Genomic DNA, 18,360 nt, shown 5'->3' with positions numbered 1-18,360 from the left:
GTGACACAACCGGACCGTGCGAATGGGCCACAACCCCGGTTGGGATGAGCCGCGACCAGCGGCCCATGGTATCCGAGACCCGAAAATATCCTAGAAAATCATCACTGTGCACGAAATCATCACCATCTTCGTCGAGGCCATGAATCGCGCCCCGCCAGGGTTGGTTGCGCTGTTCATGCTGTTGACGGCGTATGGCGGTGTTCTTGTGCTGATGCGCTTTTTTGGCATCTACGGGCTCGTCGCCTTCGTCATCGTGGCCATTCTCGGCGCCAATATCCAGGTTCTGAAGGTCGTCCAGTTCGCCGTCTTTCCCCATCCGGTTGCGCTGGGCACCATCCTGTTTGCGAGCTCCTACCTCGCGATTGATCTCGTCACGGAATATTACGGCTCAGCGCTCGCGCGCCGGATCATCTGGCTCGGCTTTTGCTGCGTGTTGCTCTTCAACGTTTTCATGATCCTGATGCTCGGATACCGTCCGGTTGATGTTGAGACTTCAGGCCCTGAATACGCCTTCGCCGTCGAAACGGAACGTGCGCTCAAACTGGTGATCCAGCCGCAGCTTGGGCTTCTGGTTGCGGGTCTCACTTCCTACCTGATCAGTCAGCATCTCGATGTCTGGCTGTTCGCCTACCTCAAGCGCAAGACGAGCGGTGGATCCCTTTGGTTGCGCAACAATGTTTCCGCAATCGCAGCGGCCTTTATCGACAACACGGTTTTCTCGCTTCTGGCTTGGCGGATCTTCGCCGCAACGCCGGTGCCCTGGGATACGCTGATCTACACCTATATCCTCGGAACCTTCTCTGCCCGCGTATTCATCGCGCTGCTTGATACGCCTTTCATGTACCTCTCGCGCCGCGTGTTCCGGAACTCTCCGCACTATGCCGCCCCAGCTGAAGACGCCCGCACATGACCGATCAAAAGGCGCCCACCACGATCTGGGAAGATCCGGAACTTCCCGGCTTCCGTTTTGAAGCCACGCCCTGCCCCGCACATGGCAAGGCACGTCTCGGGTGGCTTCAAACACCCCACGGCGTGGTCGAAACTCCCGCCTTCATTTTCTGCGGCACCAAGGCGAACGTCAAAGCAGTTCCCATGTCGTCCGTGAAGTCGACCGGCACGCAGATTATCCTGTCCAACACCTATCACCTGATGCTCCAGCCGGGGTCGCAGATCGTGGCAGATCACGGCGGCCTGCATAAATTCTCGGGCTGGGATGGCCCCTTCCTGACGGACAGTGGCGGTTTTCAGGTGTTCTCGCTAGCCCATGGCGGCGTTGCGGACGAGATCAAGAGCGCGCGAAAGACGGAGCGTCCCAAAAAGGATGTGCTTCGGATCACCGAAGAAGGTGTCGCCTTCCGATCGTACATCGACGGCAGCCGGGTGATGCTGACCCCGGAAAGCTCCATCCGCGTGCAACGCCAGCTCGGCGCGGACATCATCCTGACCTTCGACGAATGCACGCCTTTTCATGTGGACCGCAATTATACTGAGGCTTCGCTTGCACGGACGCAGCGGTGGACCGAACGTTCCATCGCCAGCTACCTGCAGCCGGTCGATGACTATGCGCCGCGTCATGGATCGGCCGGCGCGCAAGGCCTTTATGGGATCTCCCAGGGCGGCGTCTATCCGGACCTGCGCAAGCGCGCGGCCGAAACCCTCCGCACACAGCCTTTCTTCGGGTATGCAGTGGGCGGCAGCCTCGGCAACTCCAAATCCCAGATGTACGAGGTTGTCGAGTTCGCATCTGAAGGCCTCCATTGCGAAAAGCCGATCCACCTGCTCGGCATTGGCGGCATCGAGGACATCTTCCGCTGTGTCCCCTACGGTATCGACACCTTCGACTGCGTCTCGCCAACCCGCGCTGCGCGCCACGGCTGGGCACTAGTGCCTGCGCAAATCGCGGCAGATTGCGGTGTTCACAAGCGCGAACCTGCATTGAACCTGCGCAACGCGACGTTCCGGCATGACGTCACACCGATCGATCCGGATTGCCCGTGTGAAGCCTGCCGAACGGTCAGCCGCAGCTACCTGCATCACTTGCTCAAGGCACGCGAAACGCTCGCGCAGATCCTCCTGACGATGCACAATATTGCCACCATGAACCGGGTCATGGCTGACGTGAGAGCAGGTCTCGCGGGCGGCTCTCTGGAACCTGCCCGCCGGATATGGCTCGGCGGATAGGCCGATGAGCGATATCGACCTGTTAGGCCGAGTGCTTCCCAGCTGTTTCCGAGTTGCGGAAAAGTCGCGCCTCGTTCAGATCAACCGACCTCGGCTTGCGGAATTTGCATGTGATCTCGCTGCCGCCCTGCCTCGGGAAATGCGCCACACGCAGCATCATTTCATTGGCGAGCCCGAGTCGACAGCCGGCTATTTTCTTGTGCTTGATGCGCTGAACTTCGGATCCGGGTTTTTTCAACATCTTGCGCCTTACAATGGCGAGCATGGTTACTACGCAGTCGCGAGCGCGTTGCGCGATTGGATTCATCACAACCGTGCTCCGTCACCGCAAACGCTTCAATCGATAACGCCGGACGAAGTGTTCGAATTGATGGGCCAACCGAAGCGGCCGGAGCTCGCTCGGTTGATCGACTGGTTCACCCGGGCGCTTCGCGAACTCGGTGAGTTCACGCAAGACCGGCTCGGCGGACGATACGAGAACCTGCTGATCAACGCAGACCACAGCGCGCTCGACATGGTGGCGATGCTTTGTGAGATGCCGATGTTTCGGGACATTGCCATGTACGAGGGCGAGGACGTGTATTTCCTCAAGCGCGCCCAGATCTGCGTGCAGGACATTGCCATCGCGTCGGCAGAACCGGGTCTCTCCGGGCTTGGTGTTCAGGGGCTGGAGAGATTGACTGTATTTGCCGACAACATGCTGCCCTTCATCCTCGAATCGGAAGGAGTGCTTTCCTACACCGACGTGCTTTCCCGCCAGATCCAGGCTGGCGAGGATCTCGGTATGGGCAGCCCCGCCGAACTGGAGCTTCGCGCCAATAGTATCGTCGCCTGCGAGCTCCTGCGTCAGACACTGGAGAAACAAGGCGTCGGCATAACGGCCCGGGAAATAGATTTCGCCCTTTGGAATCTCGGAGACCGCAAGGCGAGCGCCAGCGCAAAGCGACTTCACGTCTGCAGGTCGTACTATTATTGAACTGAGGCGTCTAAAAATCGCGGCGCAGCTCGACGCCGTACCGACGCGGCTTGTTGGGCTGACGAGCAAGCTCCACGGCGCCATTGAACATCCCGAAAATGTCCTCAGGCTGACGTTCATCAAACAGATTATCGGAAAAGGCCACAATGCTCCAATCAGAACCGCGCAGTCCTAACCGGAGATCGACAAACTGATGCGGCGCAGCGCGCAGATCCGGAAAATCCAGCGTAAAACTTCTGGGTCCAACCGTCCGGAACGCGATGTTACCCAGCAGGTGCAATTCACCTTTCAGCGGTCTTTCATAGTCGAATGACAAGGCGGTATTATAGTCCGCAACGTAGGGCATCTTCTTTCCAACAAGGGTTGGATCCTGCGCGAATTCCTGGATTTCGGAATCGACGATTCCAGCCGCCAGTCTCACACCCAGCGTGTCGGTGGGATGGAAGCTGACTTCCAGCTCAGCGCCTTGCGACCGCACGCGACCAATCCCGACATTTTCCAATGTGAAGCTGTCAGGATTAAACCGCGTCAATTGCGCATCGTCCTGCTCGTTCCGGAACACGGCCGCATCAAACATCAGACGTCCATTGAGTGCCGAAGCCTTCACACCAAGTTCATAGCTGTCCGTAATTTCGGCCTTGAAGAGCCGCGAGACAACCGGGCTGTATTCGTTGAATCCGCCGCTGCGGAATCCACGCGAATATCCTCCGTACACAAGCACGTCGTCGGCTGCCTTATAGGATACCGATACTTTCGGCTGGAACTCGCGGAAAGCCGCCTTGGCACTTGTCGTTTCGACATCGCGGGGATCGACTGACCGGCGGTGGTCCTCGTCAAACCGGCCGGCCAGGCTCAACGTCAGTCTATCCGTGACTGCGTAGCTCGCTTCTGCGGAGACGGCCCAGGCGCGGCTGCCGCCGTCGTCCTGGATCGCAAACAGCAGCAAGGCGGGCGATAGGTCTGACCTGGTCAGACGGTCCGTTCCGGTCGGGTCGTCATACACACTGAACGAGCTGACGCGGCTCTTGTCCTGAAAAAAGCTGCCGAGAGCCCAGTTGAACCTGCCTTCACTCCGTGACGTCAACCGCGCTTCAACGGTCCAGGCCTCATAGGCATCGATGGCCTGCTGCCAGTTCGGGAAGAACGTCACGCCGTCGCTTGGAGCAGAGATCAGATCGCCGTCGGCGATCCCGTTATCATCGGCTTTGGAATACCCGCCTGCCAAAGACAGGGTTGCATCCTCGAAGTCATGTTCGAGTTTGGTGCTGAACTGGAAGATCGCGCGCTCGTTATTGCCAAGTACGTTTTGCGAAACGGGCGACGCGAAGCTCTCAATGGATTCACGTGTCGTGCCGACCGCGTTGTAGTATCCGATTCCATCTTCTGAGTGACTATATTGTGCACGCGCCATCAGGCGCGTTGCAGCGGCCAGGTCGAAATTCACCTGTCCGACAACACCGTGCTGACGCGACGCGTCGGCAGGCTCATCAAGGAAGGCATTGTCGATCAAGCCATCACTCTCGTTGTAGTAGCCTGCGAGTCGGAAGCGGACCTTATCTGAAGCAAGGGGGCCGGACACTGTGGCTGACACTTCGTGTGTCGAGCCGTTCGCAAGCATGCCGCGAAGGCTTGCCCGAAATGTATCCGCTGGCGCTTCAGTGATGATATTGATCGCACCGCCAACGGCGCTGCGTCCGTAGATCGCTCCCTGAGATCCGCGAAGCACTTCAATCCGCGCGATATCGAACAGGTTCTGGTTGATGAATTCCGCGTCTGGGGCCGTAATCCCGTCAACCAGGACTGCCAAAGGCGGCTCACCCACCTGAGGCGTGATCAGTCCACGGATCTGGAACCGCTCCAATCCAGGCCTGTAATTGTCGAGGAGCGTGAAGTTCGGCGTCAGATCGGCAACGTCCCTCAGGCTGGTAATGCCCATGCGCTCGATATCGTCGCGCTGGAACGCTGTAAGAGTTTCCGGCACGGCGTTTATCGGCTCGTCCCGCCGGCGGGCGTTCACAATCACGGTGTCGTAGCGCGCTTCGCCCGCACCATCGGGCGCATCCTGAGCGTGCGCCCGCTCCGATCCTGCAAACGGGGCAGCAGCCGCCAGGAAAGCAAACGAAAGTAGTGGAAACGGCAGGCGCATCGTAAATCACATCACAGGTTGCTTGAGTTTCATCGGTCGGTCGCGAGCGTTTGTCTGTTCCCGGCTCTGAATCGCCCGGTTACCGTCTGCGAGGACAAAGTGCAATTGTCCGACTGGAGTTCGCGCCTCTTCAAGGTAAACACCCCCTGCGCCATGGGGCGCACTTGAAGTTCACGCCCCTGCCTTTGACTTTGGAGATCGCACGCCTAATGTCCTGCTGCTGGGACGAGGGGGCGTAAGACGCAGCGGCATGACCGACACGGCGAAAACCTACCGCGCCTTCATCAGCTATTCCCAACAAGACAAGATCTGGGGGAAGCGCCTGCATGGCTGGCTGGAAGGCTACCGCGTCCCCCCCGGAACGACGGGAGACCTCGCTGAAGGCCAACGGCTGGGCCGCTTCTTCCGTGACGACGAAGAGATGGCTGCGGCGGCCAACATCGCGGAAATCGTCGAACGATCGATCGACGAATCCGAGAGCATGATCGTCATCTGCTCGCCGCGCTCCGCGCAGTCACAGTGGGTGGCATCCGAGATCGAACGGTTCCGGCGCCGCGGCCGGGATGGCAAGGTGTTTGCTTTCATCATCGATGGCGTTCCGAACTCTGGTGATCCCGATACGGAATGCTTCCCGGTCTCACTACGGCGGCGACAAAATCCGGACGACGAACTCGACTTGCCCATAGAGCCCCTGGGGCTGGACGTTCGAAAGGATGGTAAAGACCGAGCGATCGCGCGACTTGCAGCTGGATTGCTTGATATCGACTTTGACGATCTATGGCAGCGCGACCGCCGGCGTGAGGAGGCAAGGCAGCGCCGATTGCTCCTTGGGCTGACGACACTCAGCGCCGTGTTCGCCGTGCTGACTGCGACCGCGATTTTCATGGGGCTGCAAGCGCGCCAGAATGCCCGCACGGCGCATGACAACCTCGCCGCTTTCTTTGCCGAACGCGCCTGGCAGAGTCTTGAAAATGAGGACACACTTGCAGCTGCTCGCTACGCTTTGGCTGGCATGCAGTTGTCGGAAAAGCACGAGAATGACTATCACGCCGCGTTGGGCGCCGCGATGTTCGAAGCAGGCGAAACGCTTCCCCCGTTGATGCACGATGGCCCGGTGTTTGCGGCAGCTTTTTCGCCGGACGGATTGACCGCTGTCACAGCAAGCGAAGACGGTACGGCAAAAATCTGGAATGCTGAGACCGGCGAACTGATCGACACGCTCGAAGGCCATTCCGCTCGTGTGGGCGCTGTTGCTTTTTCGGCTGACGGAACCCGCCTCGCCACTGCAAGCAGGGATCATACCGCGATTATCTGGGACCTGGTCACATTCGAGCCGCTTGAACGGTTCGAGGAACACACCGACGGGCTACAGGCAATCCAGTTTTCACCCGATGGAACGCTTGTGCTCACCGCCGCGCGCGATGGCGCCGCCCGTATCTGGCAAACCGCGACCGGCGAAGGAGTTCACGAATTGAACGCGCATGCCGGCCCGGTCTGGACCGCTGTGTTTTCGCCGGATGGTGAATTGGTCCTCACGGCGCATGACGACGGAATGGCGCGGCTATGGAACGCCGCAAGTGGAACGCTCGTTCACACATTGAAAGGTCATGATGGTGCCATTTACGGCGCCAATTTTTCGCCGAACGGCGAACGGATCGTGACAGCTAGTTTCGACCAGACTGCCCGGCTCTGGAGCACAAAAACCGGGCGACCATTGGCGCCGCCGATGACGGGGCATCTCGACAGCGTACTGACGGCGAACTTTTCGCCTGATGGGAAAACAATCGCGACGGCGAGCGGCGATGGCAGCGCGCGGCTTTGGGACGGCGTCACCGGCAGGGAAAAGTTCAGGCTTGAAGGCCATGCGCAAGCGGTTCGGGACGTCAGGTTTTCTGCCGATGGGCGCTGGCTGCTGACCATCAGCGACGACACCACCGCAAGGCTCTGGAATACAGGGACGGGCGCATTAGAGCGCACATTGCGCGGGCACGAAGATCGCCTCCGCGCCGGTTCATTTTCTCCGGATGGCGACAAGATCATTACGGCGAGCGGCGATCAATCGGCGAAGATCTGGGAGCGTCAAGGAAGGCTTCTCACGACAATCGAGGCCGGCGGCGACCAAGTTGCGTTCGCGGAAATGTCGCGCGATGGCGCCTATCTTGTCACCGCCGTGCAAGATGGAACCGTTTCGGTGTGGGAAACAGCGACGCAACAACGTATTGCCACGCTTGCCAAGCATAGAGGCGGTGTCTCAGGCGTCGCATTCTCTCCAGATGCGAGACGTGTTGCAACGGCCGGCGAAGACGGCACCAGCAAAATCTGGGACTGGCGGGAAGACAAAGTGATCGCTGAGCTCAACGGTCATGCTGCAGCGGTGAACAGCGCGTCTTATTCGCGGCAGGGCGACCGCATCGTCACCGCCAGCAAGGACAAGACCGCGAAAGTTTGGGATGCTGAAACGGGGGCGCTATTGGCAAACCTTGAGGGCAACTCCGATCAGGTGCGCGGCGCAGAGTTTTCGCCGGACGGCACGCGCATTGTAACGGCGGGCCAGGACCGCGCCGCGCGGATTTTCGATTCCGTAACAGCCGGTCAGATCGGCCCTGCTCTCGAAGGGCATCTCGGCGGACTCGGAGCGGCAGCCTATTCGCCCGACGGCGCCAAAATTGTGACGGGTAGCGATGATGGCACCGCACGCGTCTGGGATGCGCGGACCGGCGAAGTTCTGCTCTCGCTCGGCGGATTCAGGGGGCGCGTTTCCGGCGTCCAGTTTTCGCCGGATGGAACACGAATTGCGACGGCCAATCTCGACGAAACAGCCAACATCTGGGACGCCAACAACGGGCGCCTGTTGCGAACCCTGCCAAGCTTCGGAAGCAATGTGCGCAGCGCAACATTCTCTGCAGATGGTCGACAGGTCGTTCTGGCGAGCGACGATGGCAAGGTCCGGATCTGGGACATCGCTCGTCTGACCGGGTCCTGGGAGAAGCTTGCTGCCGATGCCTGCACACATCTATTGAGCGCCCGGAGCCGCTACTTCACGCCGCTCCAGATAACGACGGATCAGCTGTTGAAGTCCGAATGGCCTGACGCGAATCGCGACGTATGTACCGGACGCGCAAAAACCAGAAAAACACAGTAGCCGCCTGAGGCCATCAGACGACTGATCAAATCGGGAGGACGAAGACTCCGGGCCTGAAGCTGCATGCGAACTTCAGGCCCAAGGGGCTGAGACTCCCGACCCCACAAATTAAACCGTCACGGGGCCGAACCGTGTCAGCCGAGATGCAATCAGGTGTCTGGCGTCGTGCCGGGCCGGGTGGAGCCGCCCGGTTGGCTCTCCTCTGTTGAACCTGGAACAACGACAACTTCGCCACCGGCGTCCGGCGCAGCCTCAGGCGCCGCAGGCGCTTCCTCAGCAGGCGCTTCCTCTTCGACGGCCGCATCGGCTTCGACAGCTTCAACCGCCTCATCCGTCGCGCAATCCATGTCGTCTACGCAAGCTTCAACGTCTGCGGTCTCGTCAGTGGCTTCGATAACGTCTTCGGCCGTCGCCTCGTCGCCCTGCGCCAGCGCAGCGGAAATTCCGATTGTGCCGAAGGCTGCCAACAGCAGCGAAGCCGAGGCGATAGTCTTGTTGATGCTTTTCATTTGCGTCCCTTTCAGTGAATACTCCTGTCGGCCACAGTATCGCAGACCTTCAGCAGCGAACATCAATATTCTCATCGGTCACGCAGCAGAGACGTCACTCCTCGGACTCTTCAAAGCCGCGCATGCCGTATTTCAAGCGTTCGTCGATCATTTCGTAGCACAAGCTGATCACAAAATGGTCCTGATCCGGCGTCGCACCGCGCACACGATCCGTGTAGAAAGTATCGGGTTTCGCCTTACCCTGGCAGCTCACCGCCTGAATCGTTGTTGGATGCGTTAGATAGAAGTCAAACTCGATGTCTGCTTTCAGATCCTCCATGACGCCGCTCTCAAAGAGGAAGTCGCGTGCCGGCTGCATACCACCATTCGGCGGGCCATACACAATTCTGATTTCTTGTCCGGTTTCGCCCGAATAGTCCTTGAAGACTTCATTAATGTCCGCTTCGATCGCTTGGTAGTCCGCAGCGCAATCCCTGTCTGACGGCGCCAGTTCTGCAAATTCGGCAAAGCTGTCCGGATCGCTTCCATACAACAGGCAAAGGATCTCCTGAGCCCGGAAAGACGCCGGCGCATGCGGTTCATTGCGGATGATGCTGCTGTCGACCTGCAGCCAGCCTGCGGCCGCGCTGATGATTTCGTCGACACCGTCGGGGTCGCCTGCATCGGGCGCCAGCAGGATCATCGCGAACCGGTCGGCGTAGTCCTCCCGGTCCGAATTGGTCCAATCCGGGTCCCGGTTCATGTCGGCAATCTGGCCCATAAGCATATGCCCGGCTTCGTGGTACGCGAGAAACCGCACAAATCCGCGCACGAAGGCCTGTGTTTCCTCGTCATTCGGCTCGGCCTGAGCCCGAAGCGCACCGGACACAGGGGTGACAATCGAAAATACAAATAAAACACAAGCAGTTACGATCGAAACGCGCATTCCATCCACCCTGATTGTTGAGCAAAACTAGTCCGCTTTTGACGTTCGGTATAGCGGCCTTGGCAGTCGTTCAAACCAGCAGCTTTCAAAACGCTGAGGTATGCAGAACGCGGCATTCAATGGTCCTCATGTCTGGCCGGGAGACTACATTCCTACAGCGCAAACGAGTTTTGAATTATGCCGAAACGTCGACCATTCAACGCTATTGGTTATCGCCAACGGGTCATGCCGCTGTATCAACGCGTTTCGAAACGAACCAGCCGAACGCGAAGGCGAGGCTGATCGCCGGCAATCCTTCATTGATCTGGTCGTGCCAGCCGAGACCGAACCGCCAGAAGAGCGCGATGGATACGCCGCCAATCAGCATGGCTATGGCGGCGGGTTCACTCACCCGCCGGCGCAATGCGTATAGCGCAAGCAGCGGCGCAAAGGCAGCTGCGAGCGTGGACCAGGCCAGGATGACCAGGCTGAACACGCTTTGGCTGCCGGAAAGGGCCAACAAGAGGGCAATCGTGATCGAAACCGCCGTCGCGAGCTTCATCATGATCGGCGTTTCGAGGCGCTGCGGCACGAGATCGTGCGTAAAGGCTGCTGAACAGGACAGAACAAGCGAATCTGCCGTCGACATCGTTGCCGCAAAGATGCCGGCGAGGATAAGGCCGACTAGGACGGGCGGCAGAAGTTCCACAGCCATGTGCGGCAGGGCGAGTTCGGGGTCGAGACTTGCCAGATCCGGAAGATAGATGCGGGAGAGCATACCGACGCCGGTCGCCAACGCATAGAAGATGGTGAAGTAGCCATAATACCAGGCCCGCGCCCGGCCCATGTTTCCTTCAGAGTCGAGCGCCATGAACCGGACCATCACGTGCGGCTGGCCGACAACGGAGAAACCGGCAAACAACCATCCCAGTACGAACAATCCTACGCCGGCAAGGCCGGGCAGCAGAAGATCGTCAGGAAAGAGGTTCAGATATCCAGGTACGCCGCGCCAGGCGTCAATCGTGCCGCCGATGCCGCCGAGTCCCTGCAGACCCGCAACAAACAGGATCGTCATCGCGGCCATCATCGCGATCGCCTGGGCGCCATCGGTCCAGATGGAGGCGCGAATGCCGCCGACGATGGAGTAGACCAGCACCATGACGGCGACAGAAATCGCGCCCGCGCGTGGATCCACGCCGAGGACGCCTTCAAGCGCCTTTCCGCCCGCCGACACTTGCGCGCCCGCATAGGCGATGAGGAATACAAGCATCACAAGCGCCGCAATCCGGCGCCAGACTCCGAATGTCTCTCCGTACCAGTGTGCGATCACCGCTGCGAAGGAAGCTTCACCGGTCGTCGCGGTCGCTTCGCGCAGGCGTTTGTGGATGAACGTCGAGCCGAGGAAATCGCCGAGGATCCAGCCGAACATCAACCAGATGGACGCAAGGCCCGTCTGATAGGTGAAACCGATCACGCCGATGAACATGTAGCCGGAATTGTTTGTTGCGACGGCCGAGAGCCCGGCCAGCCACGGTCTGACGCTACTGCTGGCCAGATAATAATCCTTGCGCTCGCCCGTCGCCTTCCGGCCGGATGCGAGACCGACCGCCATGAAGAAGGCAAGGATCAGGACAAAACTGACAGCGACGATCATGAGGCAGGCTCCTGTTGGCCGTGCGAAGCCGGCGCTGCAAAGAGATCGGGCTGGTCGCCGCCGCGCGGATCAAATTCAGCGATGGCGAGGCTTGTTGCCGGCGAAACGCTGAAGGGCGCGCGTGCGGCGGGCGGCACCGGAGGCGTGATCGCCATGCGGGACAGCGAAAGAAGCGCGAGGCAGGTGAGCGCAATGGCAGCAAAGACGAAAAGACCGCCGCCGCCCGGCACCAGTTGCATCATCACGCCCGCAACGACGGGGCCTATCACGGAGCCGATCCCCCAGATGACGAGGATGCCCGCCATCATCGAAGTGATATCTTCTGTTCGCGCACGATCGGCCGCGTTCGCAACCGCGACCGCGTAATAGCTCAGAGACCCCGCCCCGAAGAGTGCGGCCAGCAAGAGGGTGACGCCGGGCGCTGAGAACGCCGTAGACAGAGCTATGCCTGCAGCCGCAACCGCTCCAATACCCGCTGCGCTGGCAATGATCACGCGCCGGTCAAACCGGTCTGAGAGCAAACCGATCGGCCAAAGTCCGATCATCGCTCCGAGCAGGATCGCCCCATTGATCAGCGCGGCGAATCCGGCCGGGTCTTCCGGTCTGACGCCGGCAGCGAACACCGGATAAAGCTGAGCGACAGAGTTATTGACAGCGCCGGCACTGAAGGCGGCGAAGGCCGAGGCCGGCGCGAGCGACATCAGGCGCCGGGGACCAAACGGTTGCGCAGCGACGAGTTCCGGTTGGCTGCGGTTGGTGCCTGCAATGGGTAGCAAGGCGGCAACAAACAGGGCGGCAACGATCATGAACGCGCCGAGCCCCGACAGGGCCACAGCCACAAGGAAAGGCGCCGCGATGGCGCCCGTTTTGGAAACCATGTGATAGAAGCCGAGGATCGCGCCGCGCTTGTCGGGAGGCGCCGCATTCGCGATCCAGCTCTCGCCCGCGGTCAACATGCCGGCCGATCCGGCGCCCGCGACCGCCAACAGCACCGCCCATCCAATGATCGCGCTGCCTGCCAATGGGAGAACCAAAGCGACCAGCGCGCAAATGCCCGCAAGCAAAGTGAACGCACGGATGTGACCGATCCGCCCGATCTCGAGCGGCGCGATAAGGGTTCCGCCCAGAAATCCCGCCGAGTAGGCTGATGCAACAAAGCCGATTCCGGCTGTCGCGACGCCGCTGGCCAGAAGGTACAGCGACATCACGACGGCCAGAGACGCCATAGCGCCCTGGAGCAGTGTGAGCGCCGCGACCAGAACAAGGATGTTGCGATACGACGCGAAGTCGCCGTGTCCGAAGCGGACCGGCATCGACAGTCGGCTCCACCGCATCATGCAGCCGGGCGCAAGCGCTCTTCATGATCAGCGACAGAAAGATCGCTTTCCACCAATGCCGCATGCAGCGCGCAGATCGCCTTGTCGAAATCCGCCTCGTCGATAACCGCCTGAATGTCGGTCTTGCGCGACACCTGGTGAAGCCCGGCAATCGGCACACCCGCCGCATGGAGGGCGGACAATGCGATCGCCGTGATGCCGGGCACGTCGATATCTGCCCCGATCACCGACACGATCGCAACCCGGCTCATCGAAACCGATGCGCCCGGCAGCGCCTGCTCGATATGGGCCATAGCGCGCTTCAGCGCCTTGCGAGAGCCTTCGACATAGTGCGTGATCGTATTCGCATTTGAGCACTTCGACACGATACGGATCGAATGACGGGCCAGCGCATCCAGCACTGCCACATCATACCCTTTTTCACCCACCATATCCTGATCAAACACCTCAAGCGCAAAGACGCCTTTGAGGCCTGTGATGATGTCGGCGCGCGGCTTTTCCGGCGCGTAGTCCGCCTGGATGACCGTGCCCGCATCGGTAGGATCGAACGTATTCTTCACGCGAAGCGAAATACCGGCCTGACGCAGGATCTTGGCGGCTTTCGGATGCACAGCCTCCATGCCCATGTTGGACAACTGATCTGCCACATCGAAGTTGGTGGAGCCAATCTTGCGCACCTTGTTGCTGCCGACAATCTTAGGGTCGGCGCTGGAAAGGTGGAACTCCTTGTGGATGATTGCTTCATCGGCCTGCGTCCACGCAGCCAGCCGCGCGAAGGTCACTTCCGTATAACCCCGCCCGAACTGCCGCACGAGACCGCTGGGGCAACTCGCATATCCCGTGACGATCGGAATTTCGTGCGCGAGATCCATGCCCGATAGCGCATCGGCAAAGCGCTCTTCCATGGCAAGCGGCCGTTCATCGCGCCAGCCGGTCAGGTCTACACAGCGCGCATTGACGCCATGGGCTTGAAGCAGCAGCGCCGTGTTGAAGGCGGAGTGCGCCTCGCCGAGCGACGACAACACCTCTTTGACCGTCGCAAGGTTCTCATCCATCCGGAACTGGCCATACGAACACAGACGGTGCAGATCGATCAGACAGTTGCGAACGTCTTCAATCCGCTCCCGGACAAAATTGTCAGCGACAGCCTGCTCGGGATCACCCGCGAAGATCTCGGCGTTTTTCTCCTGCATGGCCACAGAAACGGCGGAAAGCGCCTGCGTCCATGCCCACTTGTTGCCGGCACTGGCAAACAAGCTGAACACGCCGGGCTCACCGGACTTTTTGTGCTCAAGAAGTCGGTTCGTCATGCCCGAATAGGCGGAGACCACGAAGATCCGGTTGTAGACATCGTCACCTGTCCGGCCGCCGATTAGCACATTGTGCAGAATCGCTCTGGTGTTCGAGATCGACGTGCCACCAATCTTTTCGACGGTGCGCTTCATGTCATCGTCCTCCTGATGGCCGCGGCGGCGATGCCTTCAGCGATTTCAGCGGGGCGCGGACATCGCGGTGGGCAACGAATTCCGGGCGCGGCCGTGTTCCTGCAAACGGCGCCTGCAGCCGGTTGCTCCACGCATTGAAGACGTAGAATGCGTTGGTCCGCTCATAGGGCGTAATGTTGCTGTTCGATCCGTGCATGGTGTTGCAGTCGAAGACGACAACCGAGCCGGCCTTGGGCGCGGGCGCCACGATGCCGCCTTCCTCGGCGAGCTTCGAAAGACTGCCCGGATCCGGAACACCGTAGTCCTGTCTCTTCAGTGACTGGCGATAGTGGTCATCCGGCGTCTCGCCTATGCAGGTCACATATTTCATGTGGCTACCGGGTATGAACATGGTCGGACCGGCTTGCGGGTGATTATCGTTCAGCATGATCGACATCGACAGCGCCCGCATACGTGGCATGCCATCTTCTGTGTGCCAGGTCTCGAAATCGGAATGCCAGTAGAAATCCTTGCCCCGGAAGGCCGGCTTGTAGTTGATCCGTGACTGGTGGATGTATACCTCGTCTCCAAGTATGAACTTTGCGAGCCCCGACAATCGCTCATCGGCGGCCAGACACTCAAAGACAGCGGACTGACGATGCGGCGCGAATACCGAGCGGACCGCGTCGGCGCCGTCCTTTCCGGGCTCGGAGATCCGGCTTTCGGGCAAGAGGTCCTCCCGGCGGCGAAGGGTTTCTGATTCTTCAAGCAGCGCCTTCACCTCCAGCGGGGTGAAAACATCCTCCAGAACGACAAATCCGTCCCTCGCAAAGGCCTCGATCAGAGCCCGGTCGACCGGCGGCGTCGCCCCCGGCTGACCGCGCACAACGGGATCGCGGCGATCCAGCCATTCGCCTTCTGGCTTTTGCCGGGAGGGGTACAGATCTTCAATTGTGTCGATCATCATGCGCGCCTCCCTCATACCGATTCCGGCATTTCGGTGTCGGCGGGATAAGCGCCATCTGCGCCGTGCACTTCCTTGCCGGTCACGGGAGGATTGAAGACGCAAGCCATCAGCATTGGACCACCTGCATCGGCCCGCAGGATATGCGGATCATTCTTGTTGAGGGCATACATCACCCCGGGACGGATTTGATGACGCTCGCCCGTACCAAGGTCTTCGATCGAGCCTGTGCCTTCCATGCAGAAGACGCTCTCAAGATGGTTGCGGTAGTGCATTTTCAGCTCCGCGCCCGCATGGATCGTGGTGATATGGAACGAAAAGCCCATGCCGTCATTTTTCAACAGCAGACGGACGGACGACCACCCGTCACTGTCAACGCGGCGTTCGGTGAGAATTTCTTTTGCTAGATCTCTGACAATCATTTTCCGTCTCCTTCAGGCTGCGGATTTCAGGCGACGCGCGGTGACCGCGCGCACAGCGTCTGCGAGGATTTTCAAACCCGCATCCAGGTCCTCTTCCCGGATCGTCAGCGGTGCGAGCACCTTGACGACCTCGTCATGGCTGCCACTGGTTTCGATGATGAGACCGTTGCGGAAACACTCTTTGCAGACCTCGGCGGCAATTTCGCCGCTCTGCATTTCGATGCCGGACATCATGCCCTTGCCTTTGACGCGCAGGACCAGCGAACTTGAATCGGAAAGTTGCTTCAGAACCTTCCTGAGCCGCGAGGCCTTGCGCGCGGTCTCGGTCTCGAAGGCATCATCCGACCAGAACAGTTCGAGTGCGCGGGTGGCCGTGACGAAGGCGTGATTATTGCCGCGAAACGTTCCGTTGTGCTCGCCCGGCTTCCATTGATCGAACTCGGGTCGGATCAACGTCAGGGCAAAAGGCAAGCCCATGCCCGACAAGGATTTGGCAAGCGTGATGATGTCCGGTCGGATACCGGCACGCTCGAAACTGAAGAAGCCGCCCGTCCGGCCGATACCCGCCTGGATGTCGTCGACAATCAGCAGCGCGCCATGCTTGCGCGCGATCTGCTCGATGCGCTGGAGCCAGGCTTTGGATGCGACGTTCAGACCACCTTCACCCTGCACGGTTTCGAGGATGAAGGCCGCCGGCTTGTCGATACCCGAAGACGGGTCTGACAAGCGCTGGTCAAGCTGGTCTGCCGTATCAGTGTCGTCGCCGAAATATCCATCATAGGGCTCATGCGTCACGCCGCTGAGCGCCACGCCCGCGCCGCCGCGCTTGCCGGCATTCCCGGTCAGCGCCAGTGCGCCCAACGTCATGCCGTGGAAGCCGTTCGAGAAAGCCACCACGTTCGTCCGTCCCGTGATCTTTCTTGCAAGCTTGATGGCCGCTTCAACAGCGTTCGCCCCCGTGGGACCGGTGAACATGGCCCGGTGATCAAGCCCGCGAGGCTTGAGGATGATCTGCTCGAACGTCTCCAGAAACCGAGCCTTGGCGCGCGTATGCATGTCGAGGCCGTGCGCGACGCCGTTGCTGGTGATGTATTCGATCAGCGCCTGCTTCAGGGCCGGATGGTTATGGCCGTAGTTCAAGGTGGAGCACCCCGACAGGAAGTCGATATAGCGCCGCCCGTCCTCGGTGGTCAGGTGTGATCCCTCTGCCGAACGGAAAACCGCCGGAAACGCGCGGCAATAGCTGCGCACTCGGGATTCGCGTCGTTCGAAGATATTTGCTGAGGCGGAAACATGATCGTAGGCCATTGAAGGCTCCCTTTTTCGTTTTTTTGACTGCTCAGGTTCCGGACTTGGATCAGCCGGCTGACGACGGCGCCGTGATCGGCCCGATCGTCACGAGGTGTTCGCTGGCATGCTGGCCAGCGAGATGGCGCTCACGGTCAAACCATGGCGCAGAGTGCATGGGCGCTTTCAGCCAGCCAGAAAGGCTGCGGAAAAGCGCCCAGGATGCTTCATTGGAGCGCGTGATCGACGTCTCGATGCGCTTGATTCCGGACTGCTCCGGGCGGGAAAGGATCGACGCAAGCATGTGGCGCGCTAGCGCTTTGCCGCGCATGTCCGGATGAACGGCGACTTGCCAAAGGAAATACGTATCCCGGTTCTGGGGTGGCAGGTGCCCCGAGATCCAACCGACAACGCGCCCCTCCGATCGCGCAACGGCGCAATGCCGGGCAAAATGCGTGCACTGGATCAGGTTCGCGTAAAGCGAGTTCTGGTCGAGCGGCGGACAAGACGCGATGAGCGCGTGTATTTCTGCGGCGTCTTCGGCAGTGGGCGAAGAAATCTGAAAGTCTGCAAGTTCCGTCGCCGGACTTAGATCGACGGTGATCAACGTCCCCGAGTTGGCGGTGGCCTCATGTGGCATGATGGCTCCCTTGGTTTCTTGTTTTGGTGGTCAAAATATTATTTGCCCCCCCGGGGTCAACCCTGATGGTGATAATCGCCTGCATTCTGAAAACTCCCAAACGCTAGACTCCCCTGAAAGCAGGGGAATAATTCGTGCATCTAATTATTTGTTCGTAAAACGATATCCTCTAGAACGGCAGGATGAACACGCCGCCCGCCTCCGAATCGTCCTCCAGCCCAGCCGATCAGGCTTTGATCTCGCTGCGCCGGATCGTGAAAGCGGTCGACGCGCAATCCCGGGCGCTCGCGCGCGACACCAGCCTGACGCCGTCACAACTGATGGTGCTCAAGGAACTTGCAGGCGCCGAAAGCGCGCAGCCCGGCGAACTGGCGCGCCGGGCCGGCCTCAAGCAGGCGACAATCTCGATCCTTCTGGACCGGCTGCAGGAGCGCGGTCTCGTGCAGCGCGCACGCGGCGAGACCGACCGGCGCACTGTCCGCGTCCAGATCACGCAGGATGGCCGCCAGACCCTGGCAGCCGCGCCAGACCTTCTTCAGGTCGATTTCGGTGCGAAATTCGAGAAGCTGCCCGAGTGGGAACAGGCTTACATAAACGCGGCCCTGACCCGGCTGGTGGCCCTGCTCGGCGCCGTTTCGATCGACGCATCGCCCGTGCTGGATGTCGGCTTGCTGACCGATTTACCTTCAGGGACCACAGATTAAGACGACATTGGCATGCAAAAAGTACTCCCGAGAGCGGCGGACCGCGCCCAATCGAGATTTTCATGAACGG

15 protein-coding genes are annotated in these 18,360 nt (G+C 60.1%); 5 read left to right on the top strand and 10 right to left on the bottom strand.

Annotated elements, in window-relative coordinates; all coding sequences use genetic code 11:
• Window positions 1–106 precede the first annotated feature (106 nt).
• The 3 genes from GC148_RS03465 to GC148_RS03455 are packed head-to-tail and all read left to right on the top strand — an operon-like array spanning window position 107 to window position 3,157.
• Complete coding sequence (locus GC148_RS03465) at window positions 107–910, top strand: queuosine precursor transporter (protein WP_291068706.1); 804 nt, start codon at window positions 107–109, stop codon at window positions 908–910.
• The gene (gene tgt, locus GC148_RS03460) at window positions 907–2,181 is read left to right on the top strand and encodes a tRNA guanosine(34) transglycosylase Tgt (protein ID WP_291068705.1); all 1,275 of its coding nucleotides are present in this window, start codon (window positions 907–909) and stop codon (window positions 2,179–2,181) included. Before GC148_RS03465 ends, tgt begins: the two co-directional genes overlap by 4 nt.
• A gap of 4 nt (window positions 2,182–2,185) precedes the next feature.
• Entirely contained in the window at window positions 2,186–3,157 is a 972-nt protein-coding gene (locus tag GC148_RS03455; RefSeq protein WP_291068703.1) for a queuosine salvage family protein, read from the top strand.
• A 10-nt stretch (window positions 3,158–3,167) separates the two neighbouring features.
• Here the strand turns inward: GC148_RS03455 and GC148_RS03450 are convergent, their stop codons facing one another.
• A complete protein-coding gene (locus tag GC148_RS03450; RefSeq protein ID WP_291068702.1) occupies window positions 3,168–5,303 on the bottom strand; it encodes a TonB-dependent receptor in 2,136 nt (711 codons plus the stop codon).
• Window positions 5,304–5,553: 250 nt separating this feature from the next.
• Between GC148_RS03450 and GC148_RS03445 the strand changes: the two genes are divergently transcribed.
• The gene (locus GC148_RS03445) at window positions 5,554–8,445 is read left to right on the top strand and encodes a TIR domain-containing protein (protein WP_291068700.1); all 2,892 of its coding nucleotides are present in this window, start codon (window positions 5,554–5,556) and stop codon (window positions 8,443–8,445) included.
• A gap of 149 nt (window positions 8,446–8,594) precedes the next feature.
• Here GC148_RS03445 and GC148_RS03440 read toward each other — a convergent pair whose 3' ends face one another.
• From GC148_RS03440 to ectA, 9 genes are all read right to left on the bottom strand, one after another.
• Window positions 8,595–8,954 (bottom strand): hypothetical protein, encoded by a 360-nt coding sequence (locus GC148_RS03440; protein WP_291068699.1) that lies wholly within the window; start codon window positions 8,952–8,954, stop codon window positions 8,595–8,597.
• A 94-nt stretch (window positions 8,955–9,048) separates the two neighbouring features.
• The gene (locus GC148_RS03435) at window positions 9,049–9,879 is read right to left on the bottom strand and encodes a DUF4344 domain-containing metallopeptidase (protein WP_291068697.1); all 831 of its coding nucleotides are present in this window, start codon (window positions 9,877–9,879) and stop codon (window positions 9,049–9,051) included.
• 223 nt (window positions 9,880–10,102) lie between these two features.
• Window positions 10,103–11,512 (bottom strand): sodium/proline symporter, encoded by a 1,410-nt coding sequence (locus GC148_RS03430; protein ID WP_291068696.1) that lies wholly within the window; start codon window positions 11,510–11,512, stop codon window positions 10,103–10,105.
• A complete protein-coding gene (locus tag GC148_RS03425) occupies window positions 11,509–12,849 on the bottom strand; it encodes an MFS transporter (protein ID WP_291068695.1) in 1,341 nt (446 codons plus the stop codon). Before GC148_RS03425 ends, GC148_RS03430 begins: the two co-directional genes overlap by 4 nt.
• Window positions 12,846–14,294, bottom strand: a complete 1,449-nt coding sequence (locus tag GC148_RS03420) for an aspartate kinase (protein WP_291068693.1) — start codon at window positions 14,292–14,294, stop codon at window positions 12,846–12,848. The genes GC148_RS03425 and GC148_RS03420 overlap by 4 nt, the downstream gene beginning before the upstream one ends.
• Before the next feature lies 1 nt (window position 14,295).
• Entirely contained in the window at window positions 14,296–15,225 is a 930-nt protein-coding gene (gene thpD, locus GC148_RS03415) for an ectoine hydroxylase (RefSeq protein ID WP_366063092.1), read from the bottom strand.
• Window positions 15,226–15,251: 26 nt separating this feature from the next.
• Window positions 15,252–15,659 carry an ectoine synthase gene (locus GC148_RS03410; RefSeq protein ID WP_291068690.1) on the bottom strand — a complete coding sequence of 136 codons (408 nt, stop codon included), beginning with the start codon at window positions 15,657–15,659 and terminating at the stop codon, window positions 15,252–15,254.
• Between the two features lie 12 nt (window positions 15,660–15,671).
• Window positions 15,672–16,967: a diaminobutyrate--2-oxoglutarate transaminase gene (ectB, locus tag GC148_RS03405; RefSeq protein ID WP_291068689.1), complete on the bottom strand. Its 1,296-nt coding sequence runs from the start codon at window positions 16,965–16,967 to the stop codon at window positions 15,672–15,674.
• Between the two features lie 49 nt (window positions 16,968–17,016).
• Window positions 17,017–17,586: a diaminobutyrate acetyltransferase gene (gene ectA, locus GC148_RS03400; protein WP_291068688.1), complete on the bottom strand. Its 570-nt coding sequence runs from the start codon at window positions 17,584–17,586 to the stop codon at window positions 17,017–17,019.
• 182 nt (window positions 17,587–17,768) lie between these two features.
• Between ectA and GC148_RS03395 the strand changes: the two genes are divergently transcribed.
• A complete protein-coding gene (locus GC148_RS03395; protein WP_291068686.1) occupies window positions 17,769–18,290 on the top strand; it encodes a MarR family transcriptional regulator in 522 nt (173 codons plus the stop codon).
• Window positions 18,291–18,360: the final 70 nt, after the last annotated feature.

Source organism: Hyphomonas sp. (assembly GCF_016125515.1).
Lineage (GTDB): Bacteria > Pseudomonadota > Alphaproteobacteria > Caulobacterales > Hyphomonadaceae > Hyphomonas.
The sequence above is the reverse complement of the archived record's forward strand: the minus strand, read 5'-3'. Positions and strand labels throughout refer to the sequence as shown.